Source organism: Streptococcus sp. HMSC062D07 (assembly GCF_001814215.1).
Taxonomy (GTDB): domain Bacteria; phylum Bacillota; class Bacilli; order Lactobacillales; family Streptococcaceae; genus Streptococcus; species Streptococcus infantis_I.
Genome location: NZ_KV815324.1, coordinates 80,962 through 101,000, shown reverse-complemented (window position 1 = coordinate 101,000; position 20,039 = coordinate 80,962). Strand labels below are relative to the sequence as shown.

At 40.0% G+C, this 20,039-nt stretch carries 17 protein-coding genes and 1 pseudogene; 3 read left to right on the top strand and 15 right to left on the bottom strand.

Annotation, left to right across the window (positions count from 1 at the left end):
* Positions 1–12: 12 nt before the first annotated feature.
* The 10 genes and pseudogenes from uvrC to HMPREF2957_RS01045 form a co-directional block, all read right to left on the bottom strand.
* A complete protein-coding gene (uvrC, locus tag HMPREF2957_RS01100) occupies positions 13–1,839 on the bottom strand; it encodes an excinuclease ABC subunit UvrC (protein WP_049494143.1) in 1,827 nt (608 codons plus the stop codon).
* 69 nt (positions 1,840–1,908) lie between these two features.
* Positions 1,909–2,610 carry a M57 family metalloprotease gene (locus HMPREF2957_RS01095; RefSeq protein ID WP_049494142.1) on the bottom strand — a complete coding sequence of 234 codons (702 nt, stop codon included), beginning with the start codon at positions 2,608–2,610 and terminating at the stop codon, positions 1,909–1,911.
* A gap of 119 nt (positions 2,611–2,729) precedes the next feature.
* A pseudogene (locus HMPREF2957_RS08850) lies at positions 2,730–3,895 on the bottom strand (peptidoglycan bridge formation glycyltransferase FemA/FemB family protein).
* A 4-nt stretch (positions 3,896–3,899) separates the two neighbouring features.
* The gene (locus tag HMPREF2957_RS01075) at positions 3,900–5,120 is read right to left on the bottom strand and encodes a peptidoglycan bridge formation alanyltransferase MurM (RefSeq protein WP_049494141.1); all 1,221 of its coding nucleotides are present in this window, start codon (positions 5,118–5,120) and stop codon (positions 3,900–3,902) included.
* 130 nt (positions 5,121–5,250) lie between these two features.
* Positions 5,251–6,030 carry an alpha/beta hydrolase gene (locus HMPREF2957_RS01070; RefSeq protein ID WP_049494140.1) on the bottom strand — a complete coding sequence of 260 codons (780 nt, stop codon included), beginning with the start codon at positions 6,028–6,030 and terminating at the stop codon, positions 5,251–5,253.
* 65 nt (positions 6,031–6,095) lie between these two features.
* Positions 6,096–7,757, bottom strand: coding sequence for a ribonuclease J (locus HMPREF2957_RS01065; RefSeq protein ID WP_049494139.1), 1,662 nt, complete (start codon positions 7,755–7,757; stop codon positions 6,096–6,098).
* A 324-nt stretch (positions 7,758–8,081) separates the two neighbouring features.
* Positions 8,082–8,744, bottom strand: coding sequence for a COG3942 and LysM peptidoglycan-binding domain-containing protein (locus HMPREF2957_RS01060; protein ID WP_049494138.1), 663 nt, complete (start codon positions 8,742–8,744; stop codon positions 8,082–8,084).
* A gap of 191 nt (positions 8,745–8,935) precedes the next feature.
* Entirely contained in the window at positions 8,936–11,155 is a 2,220-nt protein-coding gene (recJ, locus tag HMPREF2957_RS01055; RefSeq protein ID WP_049494137.1) for a single-stranded-DNA-specific exonuclease RecJ, read from the bottom strand.
* Between the two features lie 196 nt (positions 11,156–11,351).
* A complete protein-coding gene (locus HMPREF2957_RS01050) occupies positions 11,352–11,789 on the bottom strand; it encodes an Rrf2 family transcriptional regulator (RefSeq protein WP_049494136.1) in 438 nt (145 codons plus the stop codon).
* 69 nt (positions 11,790–11,858) lie between these two features.
* Positions 11,859–12,698 carry a metallophosphoesterase family protein gene (locus HMPREF2957_RS01045; RefSeq protein ID WP_049494135.1) on the bottom strand — a complete coding sequence of 280 codons (840 nt, stop codon included), beginning with the start codon at positions 12,696–12,698 and terminating at the stop codon, positions 11,859–11,861.
* Positions 12,699–12,840: 142 nt separating this feature from the next.
* Here HMPREF2957_RS01045 and HMPREF2957_RS01040 point away from each other — a divergent pair, with 142 nt between their 5' ends.
* The gene (locus tag HMPREF2957_RS01040) at positions 12,841–13,293 is read left to right on the top strand and encodes a universal stress protein (RefSeq protein ID WP_070677031.1); all 453 of its coding nucleotides are present in this window, start codon (positions 12,841–12,843) and stop codon (positions 13,291–13,293) included.
* A 33-nt stretch (positions 13,294–13,326) separates the two neighbouring features.
* Here the strand turns inward: HMPREF2957_RS01040 and HMPREF2957_RS01035 are convergent, their stop codons facing one another.
* A complete protein-coding gene (locus HMPREF2957_RS01035; RefSeq protein ID WP_070677030.1) occupies positions 13,327–14,718 on the bottom strand; it encodes a Cof-type HAD-IIB family hydrolase in 1,392 nt (463 codons plus the stop codon).
* Positions 14,719–14,783: 65 nt separating this feature from the next.
* Between HMPREF2957_RS01035 and HMPREF2957_RS01030 the strand changes: the two genes are divergently transcribed.
* Complete coding sequence (locus HMPREF2957_RS01030; RefSeq protein ID WP_049494130.1) at positions 14,784–15,746, top strand: asparaginase; 963 nt, start codon at positions 14,784–14,786, stop codon at positions 15,744–15,746.
* A 38-nt stretch (positions 15,747–15,784) separates the two neighbouring features.
* On the opposite strand, the gene ccpA is transcribed toward HMPREF2957_RS01030, so the two are convergent.
* Positions 15,785–16,792, bottom strand: coding sequence for a catabolite control protein A (ccpA, locus tag HMPREF2957_RS01025; protein ID WP_049494129.1), 1,008 nt, complete (start codon positions 16,790–16,792; stop codon positions 15,785–15,787).
* 204 nt (positions 16,793–16,996) lie between these two features.
* Between ccpA and HMPREF2957_RS01020 the strand changes: the two genes are divergently transcribed.
* Entirely contained in the window at positions 16,997–17,314 is a 318-nt protein-coding gene (locus HMPREF2957_RS01020; protein WP_004251754.1) for a DUF960 domain-containing protein, read from the top strand.
* 33 nt (positions 17,315–17,347) lie between these two features.
* Here HMPREF2957_RS01020 and HMPREF2957_RS01015 read toward each other — a convergent pair whose 3' ends face one another.
* From HMPREF2957_RS01015 to folE, 3 genes are read right to left on the bottom strand one after another with little or no spacing between them, the layout of a single operon-like run.
* Positions 17,348–18,631: a DUF308 domain-containing protein gene (locus tag HMPREF2957_RS01015; RefSeq protein WP_049494128.1), complete on the bottom strand. Its 1,284-nt coding sequence runs from the start codon at positions 18,629–18,631 to the stop codon at positions 17,348–17,350.
* Entirely contained in the window at positions 18,615–19,445 is an 831-nt protein-coding gene (gene folB / locus HMPREF2957_RS01010) for a dihydroneopterin aldolase (RefSeq protein WP_049494127.1), read from the bottom strand. The genes HMPREF2957_RS01015 and folB overlap by 17 nt, the downstream gene beginning before the upstream one ends.
* Before the next feature lie 38 nt (positions 19,446–19,483).
* A complete protein-coding gene (folE, locus tag HMPREF2957_RS01005) occupies positions 19,484–20,038 on the bottom strand; it encodes a GTP cyclohydrolase I FolE (protein ID WP_070677029.1) in 555 nt (184 codons plus the stop codon).
* Position 20,039: the final 1 nt, after the last annotated feature.

Genomic DNA, 20,039 nt, shown 5'->3' with positions numbered 1-20,039 from the left:
TCCACTGTTGCTTTATTCCTTATACTCGACAGGCTTCTCAGCTACTTGAGCTAGCCCTGAGTCTACTTCTAGATTTAAGTGTTGATGAACTGCCTCTGCCACTGCTCTTGGTATACCAACGGCGACAATCTCATCCACGCTAGCTTCCTTGATTTTTGTCAGAGATTTGAAATATCTCATCAAATTCTGCTTGCGTTTGGGACCTAAGCCTTCAATTCCATCCAATTGAGAGGAGAAGGAATTTGTAGAACGTAGTTGTCGGTGGAAGGTAATCGCAAAGCGGTGAACTTCATCCTGAATACGTTGCAAGAGGAAAAATTCTTGAGAATTGCGAGACAACTCTACCACCTCAAGTGGGTCTCCAAAGAGCAATTCATGGGTTTGGTGCTTGTCATTCTTTTGCAGGCCTGCGATCGGAATATCTAACCCCAACTCTTCTTGAATGACCTGTTTAGCGATATTGACCTGACCTTGTCCCCCATCAATGACAATCAAATCTGGCGGTGTCAAACCGTCACGTTGGACGCGTCCATAGCGTCTGCGAATAACCTCTCGCATACTTGCATAGTCATCTGGTCCGACCACAGTCTTGATTTTATACTTACGGTAATCCTTCTTGCTCGGTTTTCCGTTGACAAAAACAGCCATAGCAGAGACAGGACTAGTCCCCATAATATTAGAGTTATCAAAAGACTCGATACGGACTGGGGTTGGAATTTGTAAGAGTCGTCCCAAGTTTTCAATGGCTCCTTGAGTCTTCTCAACTGATTTTTCTAGCAGGTTAAATTTCTGCTCTAGACTGACACGAGCATTTTTGATAGCTAGATTGACCAGTTGCTTCTTCTCCCCACGTTGAGGCTTGAGAACCTTGGTATCCACCAAAGCCTTGATAGCTTCTTCGTCAATATCTTGAGGAATCAGAATTTCATTGGGGACCAAGTGAGATTTTTCTTGATAAAACTGTCCCACATAGGTCAAGAAATCCTCGTCTGGATCGTTGTAGTATGGAAAGAGATTGACGTCGCGTTCAATTAGTTTACCTTGACGGACAAAGAAAACCTGAACGCACATCCAACCTTTTTCTACATAGTAGCCAAATACATCACGATTTTGAAGATCTTTTGCCATGACTCGTTGCTTAGTTCGAAGGGTGCCAATGGCCTGAATCAAATCACGGTATTCCGCTGCACGTTCAAACTCCATACTTTGGGCTGCCACTGCCATTTTACCCTTGAGATCATCGATGATTTTGTCATCCTGTCCTTTTAGGAAGTCAGAAACCTCCTGAGCCATAGACTTGAAATAGGCCTCATCTTTCTGACAGATGGTGTGGGCCATACATTGCCCGATGTGGTAGTAAAAACAGACTTTAGAGGGCGAGTTGGTACACTTGCGAAAAGGGAAAATCCGATCCAATAGCCGTTTGATTTCATTGGCCGCGCCCACATCCGGATAGGGACCAAAGTAGAGTCCTCCGTCCTTCTTGACCTGACGGGTGATAATCAAGCGAGGATAGCGCTCATTGGTGATTTTGATGAAAGGATAGGACTTATCATCCTTGAGCATAATATTGTACTTAGGCTTGTTTTCCTTGATGAGATTAATCTCTAAAAGAAGGGCCTCAATATTAGACTCCGTGACAATAAACTCAAAATCCACAATCTCAGACACCAGGGCTTCTGTCTTAGTATCATGGCTCCCACGGAAGTAGGACCGCACCCGATTGCGCAGATTTTTAGCCTTCCCTACATAAATGATAGTGCCGTTTTTATCTTTGTGAATGTAACAACCAGGGCTAGTCGGCAAGAGCTCCAGTTTTGATTTAATTAAGTTATTCATAGTTCCATTATAGCAAAAAGCGCCCTGTATTGCTTAAATCAGAGAGCTCCAGTTCCCTTAGAAAATCACTTATTCTCCAGACTCATATAGTTCTTGAACTTCTTTTACATCTTGAGCTTGGATTCCATAATAAGAGCCTGCTGGTTGCATAACCGAAACTTCATTGGTATGTTCCAAACCAATCGCATGACCTAGTTCATGCTCTGCTGTATGCATGATACGATCATAGGTATAGCCATAGTTTGGATTGGATAAATAATAATGATTCAAGCGAACGGTCACTGAAATGAATTGTTTGGTTAGGAGATTTGTCTGACTCTCCGCCTCACCTGCTACAGCTGTCGAACCATCATTCATTTCAGTAGCGAAAATATCGGCCTGGTCCGGTTCGGTTACAAGCTCAAAATTAAAAGCACCAGTCTGGTTCCAGTTGGCAATAGCTTCAAGGTAGGCCTTTTGGAAAGTGGCATCCATTTGAGAATCAATATAGATAGTTGCTTGCGCCTTTGACCATTTTGCTCCTGAATCTTGATGATGATCTGTCTGAGACAAACCTTGCAACGTGCCAGTTTCTTGCCATTGTTGCCAACCTGCTTGGCCGACTTGGACCACTTTGCTAACTTGATTTAAAGTAGCAGGTAAATCACCTGTCACATACCAGAGGATCCCAAAAGTGATGAGAATGAAGAAGATAAGCGTCCATATAAGGCGCCAAAAAATGCGAAAAATCCCTAGTAAAAATCGACATAACACACGAATAATCCAGCCCATAATTGCCCACCTTTCTAAAAAAATAAGAACCCATCTTTAAGCCATGGATTCCCATTCTAAAGATAGATTCCTTATTTTACTCTAGTAAGCTGAAAGAAAACTAAAACCACTTTGTTCACTTATCTTCCGATTATTTTTTTCAAAAATTGTAAACACTTAAACTTGATTGGATTTGGATAATATCGGAAAGTTCCTGCCTTTCTCACAATATAACCATTAAAGTTCTGCTTAAATCGTAATACGCCATTACTTCCATCAAAAATCCCTTGAATACCCAGAAAGTTGTATTTGCCAATTTTTCTTTCCAGAGCCTGCTTCATTGCATGATATTGAAGCAAAAACGGAGCAGAAAACTTCTGATACTCTGTAAATGAGCCTCCAAACAAATATGCTACTTACGTATTTGTGTAAATGATTAAAGCACAAGCTAAAGCAATGTTGTCAGATTCACTATCCAAGTTCCTCAAAAGATCTTTTTTCTTTTGTAAAGCTTGATATTGCTGTTTAAATTGCTTTGATCTTTCATCAAGACCAGCCTGCTTCACATCGAGAGCTTCGATTGATTTTTTAGGATTCACTTCAGCAATTAGAAAAGCCGCCTTGTCCTCAAAAGCATCATACAATTTACAGTAATAATCTAAATTCTTATCCTTAAACCCTTGTCTTTTCCCTGTTTCTTCAATAATTTGTTTGAATTTCGAAATTTCATCTCGTTCTATATTTCTTACAATCAGATTAAAATCATATGCTGATTGAATATTTCGAATACTGTTTTATTAAAGGATTTCAGCAAAGATTTCTCATCGTAACCCTCCAAATCTTTGATAAAATGCCAAAAAACTTCGCCATTAGGATAACCGGTTGGCAAACCATCAAATTGGTAGCCTAAATTACACAAATCTTGGATAATACTTTTTCTTCTTCATCTATTGGCTTCCCATCACTGTCAAAAGCTTGACAGGTCTCATAGGGTTTTACAAGCAACTCTAATACACCATTTTGCTTGGCATATTCTTTTAACTCCGCATAAAAAACTGGAAGGGCATCTTGTTGGGTATAAAACGGCCCCGAATTGAGCTCCATATGCAGACCACCTAGCATAGGCAAGCTATAAACCAGAGCTGCAACTTGAATTTCTCCTTCTTGTTTTAAAGCAAGATAAACAATTTGAGCTCCTCTTTTTTCTATCAAATCACCCATCTGGACAGATTGCACAAAGGAACGAGAAGAAACCTGATTAGAAGTAAGTACGAAACTCTTCTTTCGTGAGTGTAATTAGTGCCATGTACTTACTTTCTATGTTTTTTTCTTAATGTTTTACGGAAATCAAGAGCAAGTCTTAACAGAGGATAGAGAGGATGAGTGGGCATTGTAAATTCACCCAAGTATTCTTCAATCGTTGGATTAAATTTCTCCTTAAAATGATAAAGTCCACCATTGAGAGAGTTTTCAACACCACCTAAATTTTGCCACACCATACCTCGCTCAAAGGCATAGCGAGCTGTTTCATACCAAGTTAAAATTGGTGCATTATAACGTTTAAAAACATCATCCATACCAGCATATAGATTGACAGAAGTTTGTCCGAATTCTAAAGTCAAGGTAGCTGCTAAAGGAACTCTTGCTTGACCTGCATCTATATATTCCTGCAAGAAAGTCAATTCCTCTAACAAACGTTCTTTTTCCTTCTTCTGCGCTTCTACTTTTGAAGTGCGAGTCGACTCAGTAAACGTCTCTTCCAAGGCTCTATTTTTCGCTAACTGTTCTTCTAATTCTTGCGAACGTTTAGAGACATCCAAGGTTGCCAACGTGATATAGGCCTTGTCCTTAAAATTATCTAACAATTTTTTATAATAATCTTCATTCCTCAAATGAATCTCTTTTCGCTTCTCGGTTTTTTTCATCAAAAAGGAAAAAGGCGCTAATAATTCAGTTCCACCAAATTGGATCTCTACTCCCTTATTTTGCGCTGTTCGAATAGCCTGTTTTGTTGACTTAGAAAGTTTATCTTCTTCAAAATTTTCCTTGTATATTTTCGCCTGAATACGAGGTTGAATAGTGTCTCCCATTTCCTCCGTTTTTCCTGACCACCTTACTCCCATTTGTTGCAAACTATCAATAATAGCCAAATTTTCAGGATATTCTGTCTTTTCCTGATTGATTAAACTTTGAGATAGGCAAATACTTGGGTCAAAAGTCACAAAAACCGCTCTCTTACTGCGAGCATAAGACTTAATAGACTGCAGGACAAACTTTAAAAGTTCTGTATCCCTATAATCCAATATGGGACCTCTTGGAATATAAAACATTTTATACCCCAAAGGCAGAGACTTAATGAGAATACTAGCCACAGCCAGTAATGTTTTCCCTTCATAAACACCAAGTCTCTCATGATTCCAATCAGATTTCACTTTTTCCCAGGCACTGCTTTGTAATATATTGACCAACTCATGTTGTTCGATAAATCGATCATGCTCTAACGAAGAAATACCAATTTGATAACGATACATATCTCACTCTCTTTCACCTAGTATCTCATTACTATTTTACTACTTTCAATTAAAAAGTCTAGTGAAAATAAACTCTCATTTTCATTTTTAACCTTAGAGAAATAGTCTATATTATTTTATCGATAAAAAACTAGCTCAATCTCTCTTCCAAAACAAAATCAATCGGCAGTGTAGCCAAAAACCGTTCCAATTGTTTTTCCCAATAATACCATTCATGAGTTCCTGCACTATGGCTATAGGTCACATCAAAACCAAGCCTTTTGAGGTTCTTCACCGCTAGGTTATTGGCAGCATACAAAAAATCTTGCTCGCCACACCAAACCCAGAGCTTGGTCTTCTTGTCTGACTTTTTAGCAAGGGTTTCAAGTGAATAAGGACTAGTTTCCCAGTTATCAAGCTTGCCAAAAACTCCTCGCCAGTAAGCAAGCGTTCCAAGATTTTGACTCTCTGGAGAAAACTCTTCGAAACTAAGAGCACCAGAAAAACTAGCTGCGTGTGAGAAACGATTGGTTGACAAAGCCAACTTGAAGGAACCGTAGCCTCCCATTGAAAGGCCAGCGATAAAAGTTTTTTCACGCTTGCTAGACATATTAGGGAAGAAACGTTTGAGCACTTTAGGCAGTTCTTCTGCTAGAGCTGTATAGTAGTTATAGCCATACTGAGTATCTGTATACCAACCATTACTTGTATTAGGCATGACAACAATCAGATTGGTCCCTCGCACCAAGCGCTCTACATTGGTCCGTTTGAGCCAACTGTTGTGATTTCCTGACATCCCATGAAGGAGATAAAGAACAGGAATATCCGTAGAATCTGGCTCCTCAACCCGAGACGCATCAGGGTAGAGAACATTCACTCCCCACTCCATATCTAAAACTTCTGAGTAATACTCAATCTTCATTACTGCCATAACTTGCTCCTTATTCATTTAAGATAAGAAAAAGCCGAAACTCGACTTTCTCTTGCTATTTGATCCTATTTTGCTTCCATGACTACTGGTAAGATAGCTGGGCGACGCTTGGTTTGGTCAAAGAGGAACTTGGCCAAATTATCACGTACCTTACCTTTGAGTTCTGCCCAATCAAACTCTTCACCTTGTAGATAGTCTTCTACTGTTTGATTGACTAACTCTGTACTTTCGCGCAAGATATCACGGCTCTTCTTGAGATAGACAAATCCACGCGTGTGCACTCGAGCTTTAGCAATGATTTTTTTCTCACGACGGTTAACAGTGATAGCCACGATGAAAATCCCATCTTCTGACAAGACCTTACGGTCACGAAGAACGACATTCCCAACATCTCCAATGGCATTTCCGTCAATCAAGACATCACCTGCAGCAACTGCACCAGACGGGACAAAGTCCCCATGTTCATAAGACATGGTTGTACCTTTTTTCGGGATAAAAATGCGTTCTGGTAACAACCCAACAGCCATAGCAGCCTTGGCATGAGCGTCCAACTCACGGTATTCACCCTGGATTGGGAAGAGATACTGAGGTTGCAAAAGATTAATCATCAATTGAAGATCACGCGCATTCCCATGTCCTGACACACGCAAGCTATGAGTAATTGGCTTGACAACTCCACCTGCTTGGTAGACCATATTTTCTACACGTGCCATAACCGCTTCCTTGGCGATTGATGGTGTTGTAACGATATAAACTAGGTCACCTTCTTTGATTTCAACATAACGGTGACGACCGATAGACATCTTGCGTAGGCCGTTAATTGGTTCACCCATACGTCCAGTTTCAAGAATGATCAACTCATGATCTTCAAAACGCGACATATCTTTTGGTTTAATCAAAAGATTTTCACTTGCTAAAGACAATTTTTTCAGACGAATCGCTGTACGGACGATATTTTCAATATCGAATCCTGTCAAGACAACACGGCGTCCTGTCTCCGCAGCTGCGTCAAAAACCTGCTGGATACGAGAAAGGTTACTTGCAACTGCAGCAACGATGATACGTCCATCCCAGTCAGAGATAGTTTGCGTGATTTCTACACCAACTTCACTTTCACTGGCTACTTGGATATTGCTATCTGCATTCGCAGAATCACTTAGAAGAGCCAGAACTCCTTCACGACCAATCTCTGCCAATCGACCGAAGTCAGTGGCATAGGATTCACTAGCCGTTTGGTCAAACTTAAAATCTCCTGTGTAAACAACATTTCCTTCAGACGTTTTCAAGACCACACCCAAACTTTCTGGAATAGAGTGGGTTGTACGGAAAAAGGACACTATCGTTCCACCAAAATCAATCTCTGTATTCTCATCAATCACATGGAAATCATCAAATTTCTTGACGCTGTCATTTCCCTTAACAAAGAGTTTAGCCAGTTCGATGGTCAACTCTGAGCCAAATACAGGAACCTTAGCTTCTGCCAAGAGATAAGGAAGGGCGCCAATCGCATCCGCATGCCCGTGTGTTAAGAAAACCCCAGCAATACGGTCGCTATTTTCAAACAAATAGTCCATATTTGGAATAACGACATCGACACCCAACTGTTCATTTTCAGGATATTTCAAACCTGCATCTAATACAAAAATCGAGTCGTTAATTTCTGCGATGTACATGTTTTTACCATTTTCACGTACACCCCCAAGTGTTGTTAGTTTAATAGTATTCATTTTTCCTCCGAATAGTCATTTCTACTGTTTGTAGAGCTTTAAATGCTCTCTTTTTCTGAAAGTCCAATTCACTTTCAGCCGAATCTTTTCCATTCATTATACCATTTTTTTACTAATTTTCAAAATGAAGATAGGATTTCAACTAGAGAACATTCACTCTAATAGCCACATCGGGCTTCCTTTGTTCTTTTTTTAAGCTTCGTCTAAAATCATTAAACGATTAAATCGAATGAAGCTCCGAAATTTCTAGCTGACCAAAATCCTAAAAACTAGGCTGGAGTACATAAAAAAAGATTTAGAAGCTCTAAATCTTTTTAAGTATCTTTAATTTGGATAAATGTATCTTACAGTACCTCTTGATGCTGTCGGATTAAACCATCCACGATAATTTCCGATTGGTTGAGTTCCACTACCATCATAGTTTGCTTCCAATACCTGGATAGAATTTTCACTTTGTACATCTGTTACATAAGCAACGTGTCCATATTCACCACCGTCCCAAACGGCGATTGCGCCTACTACAGGCACAGTTCCTGTCCTAAAACCTTGTGCACTAGCATAGATTGCCCAAGTGTTGGCATTTCCCCACCAGTTGCTAGCCCAAGGAGCCATTTCTTTCACGCCCCATGTACACTGACCAACAGGATATGAGTTTCCGTAGTTTGTAGGAGTATTTACGACAACATCAGCAGTTGCTACCCCATTCACAGTACTAGTTGCTTCATAAGCCGGAGCATTGTATGAATAGCTAGCTTGAGTTAGACCACTCACTTCTAGCACATCACCTGGGTGGATGGTGTCAAAAATGCTTTTTCCATTATTTGCCGCCAACACATAAGGATCCATACCATTTGCAGCAGCAATACCAAAAAATGAATCACCATCTTGAACAACGTAAGAGTCTGCGCTTACAGTTTGAACCCCAATTGTAGCCAAAATAGCTGTAGATGTTAAACCAAGAGTCAGTTTAGCAACTGTTTTTTTCATAACAATTTTCTCCTAAAATTTTATTGATAATTTTTAATTTTTATGTTGATAAGAGAATCATACCTGATTTACATGTCAGTTGTTTTAGATTTATGTTGTAGTCATGTTACAAATCTGTATACTTTTACTACATAAAGTTAAAAATCACTTACAAAAAGAGACTGAAATAGGTTACTTCAGCCTCTTTGTATTTATTTTTTCATCAAGAAATTATATATTTCCTGTACTGTTCCAAGTGCCATCATTTCTTGATCTTTAACAGTTTGTTTGAGGTTTTGATAAATCTGACTTTCAGCGATGTCCCGCTTGGCAGCATCTTTATTTACTTTCATTACACCATTCTCAATTGTGACAAAACCAAGTTCTTCAAAAATCTGAATCATTTTGACTAGCAAGATCTGTTCTATCTTCAAATAAGCTGATAAGTCCTTGAGCTTATAACGAATATCAAATTCTGGGAACTGGTAGATTGTCTTATAAAGCTTAGCGAATTGCTCTCTTGTACCATAACCTGTCAAATAGTATGCTTTAGAGATATCATTTTTAAAGTAAATAGCAGAGAAATCCTGTTCTTGCAACACTTGTTTGAGAAGACTGAGATCCTCGGGAATATTTTTTACAACGATTGCTGGGCTAGAAAGCATTTCTGGTAAATCACTGGTAAAATCTAGGACAGGCACTCCCTCTGGTAGCTCTACACTCTTACTACGGATGTTAAAAAGTTGAACACCGTCCACACGGGCATCTACCATCATCAACTGGAGGGTTGTTTGCCCATTCCATTGGTTAACAGAAAGGGTAACTGCCAATTCCAGTTGTTTTACCTGAGAAAACTCTGTAGCCTTTGATCCTTGACCAAAAGCTACTACCTCAAAGCTCGCGGTCCCTTTGGAAATCTTTAATTTTAGATGACTATCTCCCGCTCCCATAGAACGAGCATTTTCAACTTGAAAATCTCGAATATAAAAAACAGGTTTTTGGTTATCCATTCCAAAAGGGGCTAATCGTTCAAAGCTTTTAACCGTCTCTAAACTTAGGCTTTCCAAATCTAATTCTTCATCTAGATATAATGTATTCTTGCCCTTGGCATCTATCCCTTTGTCTTTTACATAGGTTTCTAAAATTTCCGATAAGGCGTCTAGCTGTTCCGCTTCAAGTGTCATACCTGCAGCGCCTGCATGCCCACCAAAGGCGATAAAAAGTTCCCGATGCGGATCCAAGGCTTCAAAGATATCGACTGCTTCAATACTACGAGCACTCCCCTTGGCACGGCCATCTTCAATATTCAGAACAATAACTGTCTGCCCTAATTCTTCCAACAAGCGACCAGCTACAATCCCAAGCACTCCTGGGTTCCAACCTTCTTTGGCTAAAACTTGAACACTTTTGTTAGGGTCTACCAAACTTTTAGCTTCTTCATAAATGGCTTGAACGATTTCCTTGCGTTCTTCATTTTTTTCTTGAATCATGAGGGCAATCTCACGCACCTCTTCATCATCAAAGCCAGTTAGTAACTCAATAGCAGGATTAGGATCATCCAAGCGCCCTAGGGCATTCAAGCGAGGCGACAACTGAAAACCAACCGTCTCTTCTGTAAGGTCACTACTAGAAATCCCTGCAATTTCAAATAGTTCTTGAAGCCCTATTCGTTGGGTGTTGTGTAAAACTTCTAGACCATATTGAACCATGATGCGATTTTCATCTGTCAAACTGACCATATCAGCAATTGTCCCAATAGCAACCAAATCAAGCAACTCAACCTGAACCTCCTCCAAGAGGGCACAAGCTAGTTTAAAAGCAACTCCACAACCCGCCAAATGTTTAAATGGATAATCTGCTTTTGGGTGTTCAGGATGGACGATTGCATAAGCATCTGGTAAAACCTCTGGCATGGAGTGGTGGTCTGTCACAATGACATCTACTCCCATAGATTGAGCCAAGTCAATAGCCTCATGGCCTGCAACTCCATTATCTACAGTTACAATCAAGGATATCCCTTGTTGCTCAATGAAGTACTTGTAAACACTAGCATTAGGACCATAACCATCTGTAAAACGATTAGGAAGATAGACTAAACACTCGGCTCCTAATTGTTCTAATGTTTCTTTAAGGATTGAAGCTGATGTCATCCCATCTGCATCGTAATCTCCATAAACGAGAATAAATTCCCCCTGCTCTATAGCACGACGAATACGATTCACTGCCTTATCCATATCGTGGAGAAGATAGGGATCATGTAAATCATCTAGACTTGGTGCCAGAAAACGAGACAAACTATCTTCATCCTTAATACCACGGCTAAATAATAAACGAGCAGCTTCAGGCCCTAGCCCAGCTTTCTTGGCGATTTTTGTAAAATCCGCATCCTCAACTTGAGGTGCAAATTGCCAATTATAAGTAGGAATTATCACACAAATATCCACTCTTTCTTACGATTCTATTTATTTATTATAACATGATTTTTGTTTTTCTCTTGCTAATCTAACCACATTCCTGGCTAAATTCTCAGGCCACTTCAGCTAACACCCAGCATATTTAATTACGAAAAAAGCACCTAAACAACCAAGCTTTTCAGCTTAGAAATTCAGGTGTACCTTATTTTAAAATTTATTCTTTTATTCTTGCTTCTGCATCTGCCACTATTTGAGCAAGACTGGTTTGGCTTAATTCTTCTTCCATGGCTTCTTGAATTTTATCTAACTTTTCATCTAAAACCCCATGGATGTTAGCTCCTACTGGACAGTCAGGATTAGGATTGTCATGGAAACTAAAGAGTTGTCCAGTCTTTCCAAGGCATTCCACAGCTTGATAAATATCCAAAAGACTGATATCCTCAAGATTTTTGATAATCTCTGCCCCTCCAGTTCCACGCGCGACGGAAATCAAGTCTGCTTTTTTCAGTTGGGACAAAGTTTTTCGGATAATAACAGGATTGACTCCAACACTACTAGCTAGAAAATCACTAGTCACCTTGCTTTCCTTCCCTTTTAGGGCAATGATTACCAACATATGTGTCGCAATGGTAAATCGGCTTGAAATTTGCATGCAGTCCTCCTTTATTATCAACAAAGCTCATTCTTCTCTTATATTATTATATCTCCTAGAGTTGTAATGTCAAGAGTTACGACTAAGCCAGTCGTCCAATTCAACATCATGTCCTTGACTCTGGGCGATTTCGTGCAACAAGTCCTGATTATGGGTATGGTGAATTCCATTGACTAAGCTTTCATAGTACACCTCATAGTAGGACAATTTCAAATCTCTAGCCAATTGTAATTCTGACTCAACATCGTAATCAACGCGACGAAAATCTATATCCTTCAAACCTTTGTTATCAAATTCCAAAATCATATATTGGGCTCGCAAATCCTCACGTAGACTTGCTGATAAAAAGAATGGTTGCCCAATTGAGCCTGGATTTAAAATGAGTTGCCCACCACTTCCATAGCGAAGAAACTGCTGATGAATGTGTCCATAGATTGCAATATCACAGTCAGGATTGGTTACCAAACGATCAAAATCCTCCTGCTTGCCAAGATGGATCAGTTCTCTTCCCCAATTTTTATCCGGTAAATGATGACTTATCCCTACCTTCAAATTTCCAAACTGGCGGTGTGTGTGCATGGGAAATGCCTGTAGAGCTTCAATATCATCTAGACTAATTTCTTCCATAATATACTGGCATTGGCGCAAGAGGTAGCGATGGCTAGGTCTACTTGTATCTAATTTTCGATGAGCAGCTCGCCATAAACTCTCTTCCCAATTTCCCAGAACTCGAATCGTAATCGGCAAGTCTTCTAATCGTCTGAGAATATTTTTTCGTCCTGTCCCAGGCATGAGAATATCTCCCAAAAGCCAATATTCCTCAGCGCCTGCCTTCTCTGCATCTGCTAAAACAGCTTCCAGTGCTCTTGTATTTCCATGGATATCTGAAAGTACCGCAATTTTTGTCATATGATTCCCTCTTGCATTCTCTCCTTTAATTATAGCACTCTCAAAATCAAAGTCAAAAAGCATTTTTGCTATTATGTTTTACTTTACTTTTTTAGTGAAAAGGATTACAATGAAGGTGATAAGAAATGAGGAGGTTTTTGCTATGACACAACGTTACGAAAACATCATGGTAGCAGTCGACGGTTCTAAAGAAGCTGATTTGGCTTTTATCAAAGGAGTTCAGTCAGCATTACGTAACCAGGCTAAATTAACCATTGCGCATGTAATCGATACTCGTGCTCTTCAAAGCATTTCAACATTCGATGCAGAAGTTTACGAAGAGTTACAAGTTGAGGCCCAAGATTTGATGGCAGAATATGAAAAGCGTGCAAGAGACGCTGGTCTTAAAGATATTCAAGTTGTCATCGAAATGGGAAATCCTAAAACTCTTTTGGCTAAAACAATCCCTGACCAAGAACACGTTGATTTGATTTTGGTTGGAGCAACAGGGCTTAACGCCTTCGAACGTTTGCTTGTCGGATCTTCATCAGAATATATCCTACGCCATACAAGCGTTGACCTTCTCGTCGTCCGAGACAAGGATAAAACTTTATAATTAGACTAAAAAAAGGAGCCAATGCGCTCCTTTTTATTGTTTATTTTTTCTTTCTTTATGACGTGCATAAGCTCTAATCTGACGCTCAAGTTCCTTTTTGATTGCAGGCTCTGGAGCGTACTTTTCTTTCCAGTTATCTGGTTTCAAGATTTTGTGGGTTACTGGATCAAAATGAGCCTTACCATCTGGGAATATTTTACCCATGTTTGCCTGATGGACAATCTCAAAGATTCTCTCTGGGTCTACCCCCATTAAAACGAAACTTCCATAAGTAAAGTAGAGCGTGTCAATCAAAGCATCCACTTGACCAACGAGGGTTTTCTCAGCTGGTGTTGACTGAGATACTTTTTCGGCAGCTATATCAAGTGCTTGGTGTAAATCATGCACAGCTTGTTGGAATTCCTCTTCAGAAGTGCTTGCAGCACGGACAAATTCAACTAACTCTTCAATCTTAAAGCCAGCACGGTGGGTCGCCCCTTCTAAATCCCAAGCTATAGGTTCTTCTTGAGTTCGCTCATCCATCATACGATGGAAGGTCTTAACCTTGTTGAAATGATAGTCACGACTGACAAAGACTTTTTCAGAAGCCAAGACTCCAAAATATTCCAAAGCCTTGTGAATCCCATCATCTTGGTTACTGGTAGTAATATGCTTAGCAACTTCTTTTACACTGCTACTACCATTTCCCATGGCAACAGACATACCAACACCAGCCAACATTTCCAAGTCATTATCCGAGTCCCCAAAGGCCATGACTTGATTGAGTTCAAAACCATACTCTTTTCCGACACGACGGATACCCTCTAACTTGGAATTCCCTTGATTGATAATATCGGCCGCGAAAGGATTACTTCTGGTGAACTTCAGATTGTTTAATTCTTCAGCAGCATGGTTAGTCTCCTCAGGCGTCATCAACATAAGCACCTGATAGATCGGTTGATTGATTAGGTCCAACAAATCATCTTCCTTCTGAGGAAGGGCCTTACTGACCATACGATTAAAGGAATGACTAACAGTACGAGTCAAAAATTTAGGTACAAATCGACTAACTAGCTGTGAAAGAGGACTGAGCCCAAAGGACATAATCCGAGAACCGACAACGTCTTGTCGCGTTCCCATGGCAATCTCTTTTCGATTTTTCTTAGCATAAGAGATGATTTGTCTGAGGCTTCTCTTATCAATAGGGCTAGCAAAAAGAACACGATCTTTGTTAAAGATATATTGGCCATTGTAGGTCACTGCAAAATCCAGATCCAAATCATCCATCAAATCCTTAACAAAAAAAGGTCCTCGCCCTGTTGCTACCCCAACAAGCACCCCTTGTTCTTTCACAATCTTGATAGCTTCCTTTGTGGACTTCAAAACACTCTTACTGTCATTTACAAGCGTTCCATCAATATCAAAAAACACAGCTTTGACTTCCATTCTATCTCATTCCTTTCTTTTATGATACAATGATTATACCACATTTCAGAAAAAGTGAGTGAATCATGACTAAGAAAATCCTTGTTTTACATACTGGTGGCACTATCTCCATGCAGGCAGATGAATCTGGAGCTGTAAGGACTAGTGCTGATAACCCTATGAATCATATCTCTAATCCTCTCGAAGGTATCGAAGTCCATTCCTTGGATTTTTTAAATTTACCTAGTCCCCATATCAAGCCTAAGCATATGTTAGCCCTCTACCAAAAGATTAAACAAGAGGCATCGGCCTATGATGGTGTTGTCATTACACATGGGACAGATACACTAGAAGAAACAGCTTATTTCCTCGACACCATGGAGGTACCTCATATGCCTATCGTCCTGACAGGTGCTATGAGAAGTTCCAATGAACTGGGAAGTGATGGTGTCTACAACTATCTTAGCGCCTTACGCGTTGCGAGTGATGATAAGGCTGCAGATAAGGGTGTGTTGGTCGTTATGAACGATGAAATTCACGCCGCTAAATATGTCACAAAAACGCATACTACTAACGTTAGTACCTTTCAAACACCAACTCATGGACCACTCGGACTCATTATGAAGCAGGAAATTCTCTACTTCAAAACGGCAGAACCTCGTGTTCGTTTTGACCTTGAGAGCATTCAAGGGTTGGTCCCTATTATCCCTGTTTATGCGGGCATGACCGATGAACTTCTCGATTTACTTCCTGTTGACCAACTAGATGGATTGATTATTCAGGCTTTTGGCGCTGGAAATGTACCAAAGGAAACAGCTGAAAAATTAAAATCTCTCAGTCAAGCAGGACTTCCTATTGCACTAGTCTCACGTTGTTTCAATGGGATTGCAGAACCTGTTTACGCCTACGAAGGCGGTGGTGTTTGTCTTCAGAATGATGGTGTATATTTTGTAAAAGAACTAAACGCTCAAAAAGCACGACTGAAACTTCTTATCGCAATCAATGCCGGACTTAAGGGCGAACAACTCCGAACATATATGGAAGGATAATAAAAAACCAGGAAATCAGCTAGATTCCTGGTTTTTTATTAGTTTTTGCGAGTTGATTTGCGTTCTGTCAAACCGTGAGGTAGGAGGACTTCACGTTCCTCCAATTCTTCCTTATGCATAATTTTAGTCAACATACGCATACTAATCGCACCTAAGTCATACAAGGGTTGTGCGATAGTTGTAAGGCTTGGTCGAGTAAAGCGAGCGATTTGAGAATCATCACTCGTAATGATTTCAAAGTCTTCTGGTACTGAAACTCCATGGTCAGCCAAGCCGTTCAAGAGACCAGCTGCCAATTCATCACCGGTCACAATCGCTGCAGTTGCTTTTGAAGAAACTAAGCGCTCTGCCAGAGCATAACCATCATCATAGCGATATTTAGATTCAAATACAAGTCCTTCACTATAGTTGACTCCTGCTGCTTTCAAAGCTTCTTTGTAGCCAACCAAGCGAATTTTACCGTTAATATCATCTACCAATGGGCCACTCACAAAGGCAATTTTTTTGTTACGCTTCAACAAATGGCGAACAGCATCCGCAGTAGCATTCTTATAGTCAATATTAACACTTGGAAGCTGGTGTTCTACATCCACTGTTCCTGCAAGAACTACAGGGGTACGTGAACGTGAAAACTCTGAGCGAATTTTCTCTGTTAAGTGATAGCCCATAAAGATAATACCATCAACTTGTTTTGAAAAGAGTGTATTCACTACTGCCACTTCTTTTTCATCATCCTCATCACTATTCGCAAGGACGATGTTATACTTGTACATCTCTGCAATATCATCAATTCCTTTTGCTAGCGCAGCAAAATACGTGTTAGTGATATCTGGGATGACAACCCCAACAGTTGTTGTTCGTTTGCTTGCCAAGCCACGAGCTACTGCATTTGGACGATAGTCTAGGCGATCAATCACCTCTAGAACTTTCTTACGAGTGTTTTCTTTGACATTCTTGTTGCCATTGACTACACGACTGACAGTTGCCATTGAAACTCCTGCTTCTCGGGCAACGTCATAAATTGTTACTGTATCATCTGTGTTCATACCGTTTCCTTTCTAATGTTGAAAATTTTGTTTTCATGTTTACACTATCTCTAGTTTATCATTTATTGTAAGCATTTTCAAGGGATATATAAACTTTCTTTGAAAAAAATGTATCAAAAATCATATTTTCTGAAATTAGTTTACTTTTCTTGATTTTTAGGCCAGTTTGCAGTATGATAATAAAAAATTAAGCAGGAGGAATGGATGGCTTTTACGGATTCTCATAGACGTTGTGCCAGCTTTGGTGTGGTAACCAATCTCCCAGACGATGTGATTGACTCAATCTGGTACATTATTGATCATTTTTTAAAGCATGTTTTTGAATTAGAAGATGAGTTGGAATTTCAGCTCTTAAACAGTAACGGTTCCATCACCTTCCGTTTTTCAAGTGAGCACCTACCGACTACGATTGACTTCGATTTTAATCATCCCTTTGACCCATTGTACCCACCGAAAGTACTTGTTATGGATATGGACGGTAAGGAAACCATCCTCCTACCTGAAGAAAATGACCTATTTTAAAAACTCTAGTCTTCTGACTAGAGTTTTCTTTTTTTAATAAATAGAACGACTGACCACGATACCACTCGGTTTTTTAAATTCTAAATCAAGATAGTCCTGATAAGTCCCAGGGACGATAAAACCTTGGGGACTCAGGATATCTGTTCCAGCCTCTCCAACAATAGAGTCGGCCAATAGAACACAGTTTGTACTGAGAACAAAGTAGGTTTTAAATTTAGATGATGTGAACTTATAGAGGGTTGCATCAGCCTCGTGTTTCAGCTGATAAGAGTAGGTATGTTTGACCTCTCCTTCCCTTCTTTTCAGTAGTTGTGAACTTGGCTCCCAAGGTATCAAGAGGCCTTCTATCTCTCTCAATCGTTCTTCGATGGCTTTTTTCTGTTGTTGAGACAGGCTTAAACCATAGGCGAATAGGGTTTTCTGGCTTTCTCTCTTACAAAGTTCAATATATTTTTCACGATTAGCCTTAAATAAAACCCCGTCGCCAATTGTACCAAACAAGCGTTCTGAATGTGGGTCATAAGAGCCGTAGGAAATAACCTGACCTTGATAGCAGATATCTACATGACCCATGGCCAAGAAGAAAGATGATTCTGAAGTATGGATGAAAATTTCTAAATCAACAGATTTTTCATTTTTTCTCTCCAAATGCACTTCATTTTCTTCTACCTGATGACTAGATAACCTTTCATTCCATCGTCGTAAGGTGCTGATGGGAATCAAGGCTGTCATGAATATAGGCAGGGTCATTCTCATTCTACGCTTGAGCTTAGGATTACTTCTCCCTTTTTCAAAAAAGAATCCATCTCTGAGGCTGCTTGCCCCCAACATAATCAAGTAAAAACCAAGTAAGAGTAATTCAAAATTTGTCGCATCATGAAAAGGAGAAATACTATAGAGACCAAATCCCATCATCCATACAGCATCAAATAAGTAATTAATCCTTGGATGAATATGATTTTTCCGGTATAGCAACCAGGTAATCAGACTGATTAGGCCTGTAAAAAGCTGATAACTTCCAATGAGGATAACCAAGAGATAGAGAGCGATGCCCTGTAAGATGACTGAATCAAATAGGATGACTGCAAGAAAGAGCTTGGCTAGAGTTACAAATATATTTTCTCTCCGGGACTTTTCTTGAAACCATCGCGTCAATAGTTGCCACACTGCCGACAAGAAAAAGTAGGCCATCAGAAGTTGGTAACCCAGTATCGGAACTACCTGCCCAAAACAAACCAAGAGAAGGCCTAAGACAATAGCTACAAGACCTTCCCCTATACTTTTCCATTTACTATAAGTTTCAGAAACCTTGGCCATTTTCTTTCTCCAATTGAAGATATAAGTGACGAATCGGTTGTCCCAAGACTGGATGGATGAAATGAGGTGCAATTTCCTGCAGAGACTCTAAGACAAAGAGTCGCTCAGCGATATAAGGATGCGGTAAGATAAGCTCATCTGTGTAGATGACTTGATCCTCGACAAAGAGCAAATCCAAATCAATCAATCGAGGTCCCCAATGTACTTCTCGAATCCGTCCCATCTCTGACTCAATGCCCAATAAGGTTTCTAGCAAGATTGGAGCCGGCAACCATGTTTCTACTTCAATGACCTGATTGACAAAACTATCCTGCTCTACACCACCCCATGGCTCAGTTGTAATCACACTAGACTCTTTGAGAATACGAATCCCACGAGTACGCATCTTGTCAAGAGCTAGTTCGAGATTAGCCGTCTTATCCCCCATATTGCTACCTAGAGCAATAAAGGCTCTTTGTTTGCGGCGATGGATGGTTACTGAACAGGTGTCTAGTGGTAGATGAATAGGCGCCCATGGTTTTTTGAGTTCCAGTTTAATTTCTTGAACTATTGGATAGGTTTCAAAAGTGCGCTCTACTAGTTTGTAGGCAACTGTTTCAATCAAGTCTTCAGTGGTTTCCTGAAACCAAGTCGTCCATTGCTGACAGAGCTCCCCATAATGGACAGAAGCTTCCAAATCTAAGTCCGTAGCAGCCTTGGTCATATCATAGGATAAGCTTGCATCAATGATAAATTTTTGGCCCAGTTCTTTCTCACTAGGGAAAAGACCATGATAGGCAAAAATTTCTAGATCTTTAATACGCAATTGATCCATAACTAGTCCTTTCTAGAAAAAATCGTTTGAATCGATTTTTATAACCCCATGAGACGGTATGCTTGATCTCGAAGATCTTTATCCGTTTCAAATACTCCACGAGCTACTGTTGTCAAGGTTGCAGTTCCTGGTTTTCGAACACCACGCATGCTCATACACATATGCTCTGCTTCAATAACAACGAAAGCACCTTTGGCACCTAGATATTCCATCAAAGCATCTGCCACTTCGATATTCAAGCGTTCTTGAATCTGTGGTTTTTTTGCATAAACTTCAACTGTACGTGCAAGCTTAGACAAACCTGCTACTCGTCCATCTGGAATGTAGGCGATATGAGCTTTCCCATAAAAAGGCAAAAAGTGGTGTTCACACATGGTATGGAAAAAGATATCCTTTTCTACTACCATATTGTCATCAATGATCTCAAAGGATTTTGACAAATGTTCCTCCGCCGTTTGACCAAGTCCTGAAAAAATCTCCTGATACATGCGGGCTACACGTGCAGGAGTTTCCTGCAAGCCTTCGCGGTTTATATCCTCACCAACAGCTTCGATAATCATTTTAACAGCTGTCTCAATCTTTTGTGTATCCATT

What these genes read in the sequence shown, in the direction of transcription:
- ccpA (WP_049494129.1), bottom strand. Translation starts at nt 16,792, where the DNA reads ATGAACACAGATGATACAGTAACAATTTATGACGTTGCCCGAGAAGCA.
- HMPREF2957_RS01035 (WP_070677030.1), bottom strand. Translation starts at nt 14,718, where the DNA reads ATGGAAGTCAAAGCTGTGTTTTTTGATATTGATGGAACGCTTGTAAAT.
- HMPREF2957_RS01065 (WP_049494139.1), bottom strand. Translation starts at nt 7,757, where the DNA reads ATGAATACTATTAAACTAACAACACTTGGGGGTGTACGTGAAAATGGT.
- HMPREF2957_RS01050 (WP_049494136.1), bottom strand. Translation starts at nt 11,789, where the DNA reads ATGCAAATTTCAAGCCGATTTACCATTGCGACACATATGTTGGTAATC.
- HMPREF2957_RS01060 (WP_049494138.1), bottom strand. Translation starts at nt 8,744, where the DNA reads ATGAAAAAAACAGTTGCTAAACTGACTCTTGGTTTAACATCTACAGCT.
- folE (WP_070677029.1), bottom strand. Translation starts at nt 20,038, where the DNA reads ATGGATACACAAAAGATTGAGACAGCTGTTAAAATGATTATCGAAGCT.
- HMPREF2957_RS01040 (WP_070677031.1), top strand. Translation starts at nt 12,841, where the DNA reads ATGACACAACGTTACGAAAACATCATGGTAGCAGTCGACGGTTCTAAA.
- HMPREF2957_RS01095 (WP_049494142.1), bottom strand. Translation starts at nt 2,610, where the DNA reads ATGGGCTGGATTATTCGTGTGTTATGTCGATTTTTACTAGGGATTTTT.
- HMPREF2957_RS01070 (WP_049494140.1), bottom strand. Translation starts at nt 6,030, where the DNA reads ATGGCAGTAATGAAGATTGAGTATTACTCAGAAGTTTTAGATATGGAG.
- folB (WP_049494127.1), bottom strand. Translation starts at nt 19,445, where the DNA reads ATGGATCAATTGCGTATTAAAGATCTAGAAATTTTTGCCTATCATGGT.
- HMPREF2957_RS01015 (WP_049494128.1), bottom strand. Translation starts at nt 18,631, where the DNA reads ATGGCCAAGGTTTCTGAAACTTATAGTAAATGGAAAAGTATAGGGGAA.
- HMPREF2957_RS01030 (WP_049494130.1), top strand. Translation starts at nt 14,784, where the DNA reads ATGACTAAGAAAATCCTTGTTTTACATACTGGTGGCACTATCTCCATG.
- HMPREF2957_RS01045 (WP_049494135.1), bottom strand. Translation starts at nt 12,698, where the DNA reads ATGACAAAAATTGCGGTACTTTCAGATATCCATGGAAATACAAGAGCA.
- HMPREF2957_RS01075 (WP_049494141.1), bottom strand. Translation starts at nt 5,120, where the DNA reads ATGTATCGTTATCAAATTGGTATTTCTTCGTTAGAGCATGATCGATTT.
- HMPREF2957_RS01020 (WP_004251754.1), top strand. Translation starts at nt 16,997, where the DNA reads ATGGCTTTTACGGATTCTCATAGACGTTGTGCCAGCTTTGGTGTGGTA.
- uvrC (WP_049494143.1), bottom strand. Translation starts at nt 1,839, where the DNA reads ATGAATAACTTAATTAAATCAAAACTGGAGCTCTTGCCGACTAGCCCT.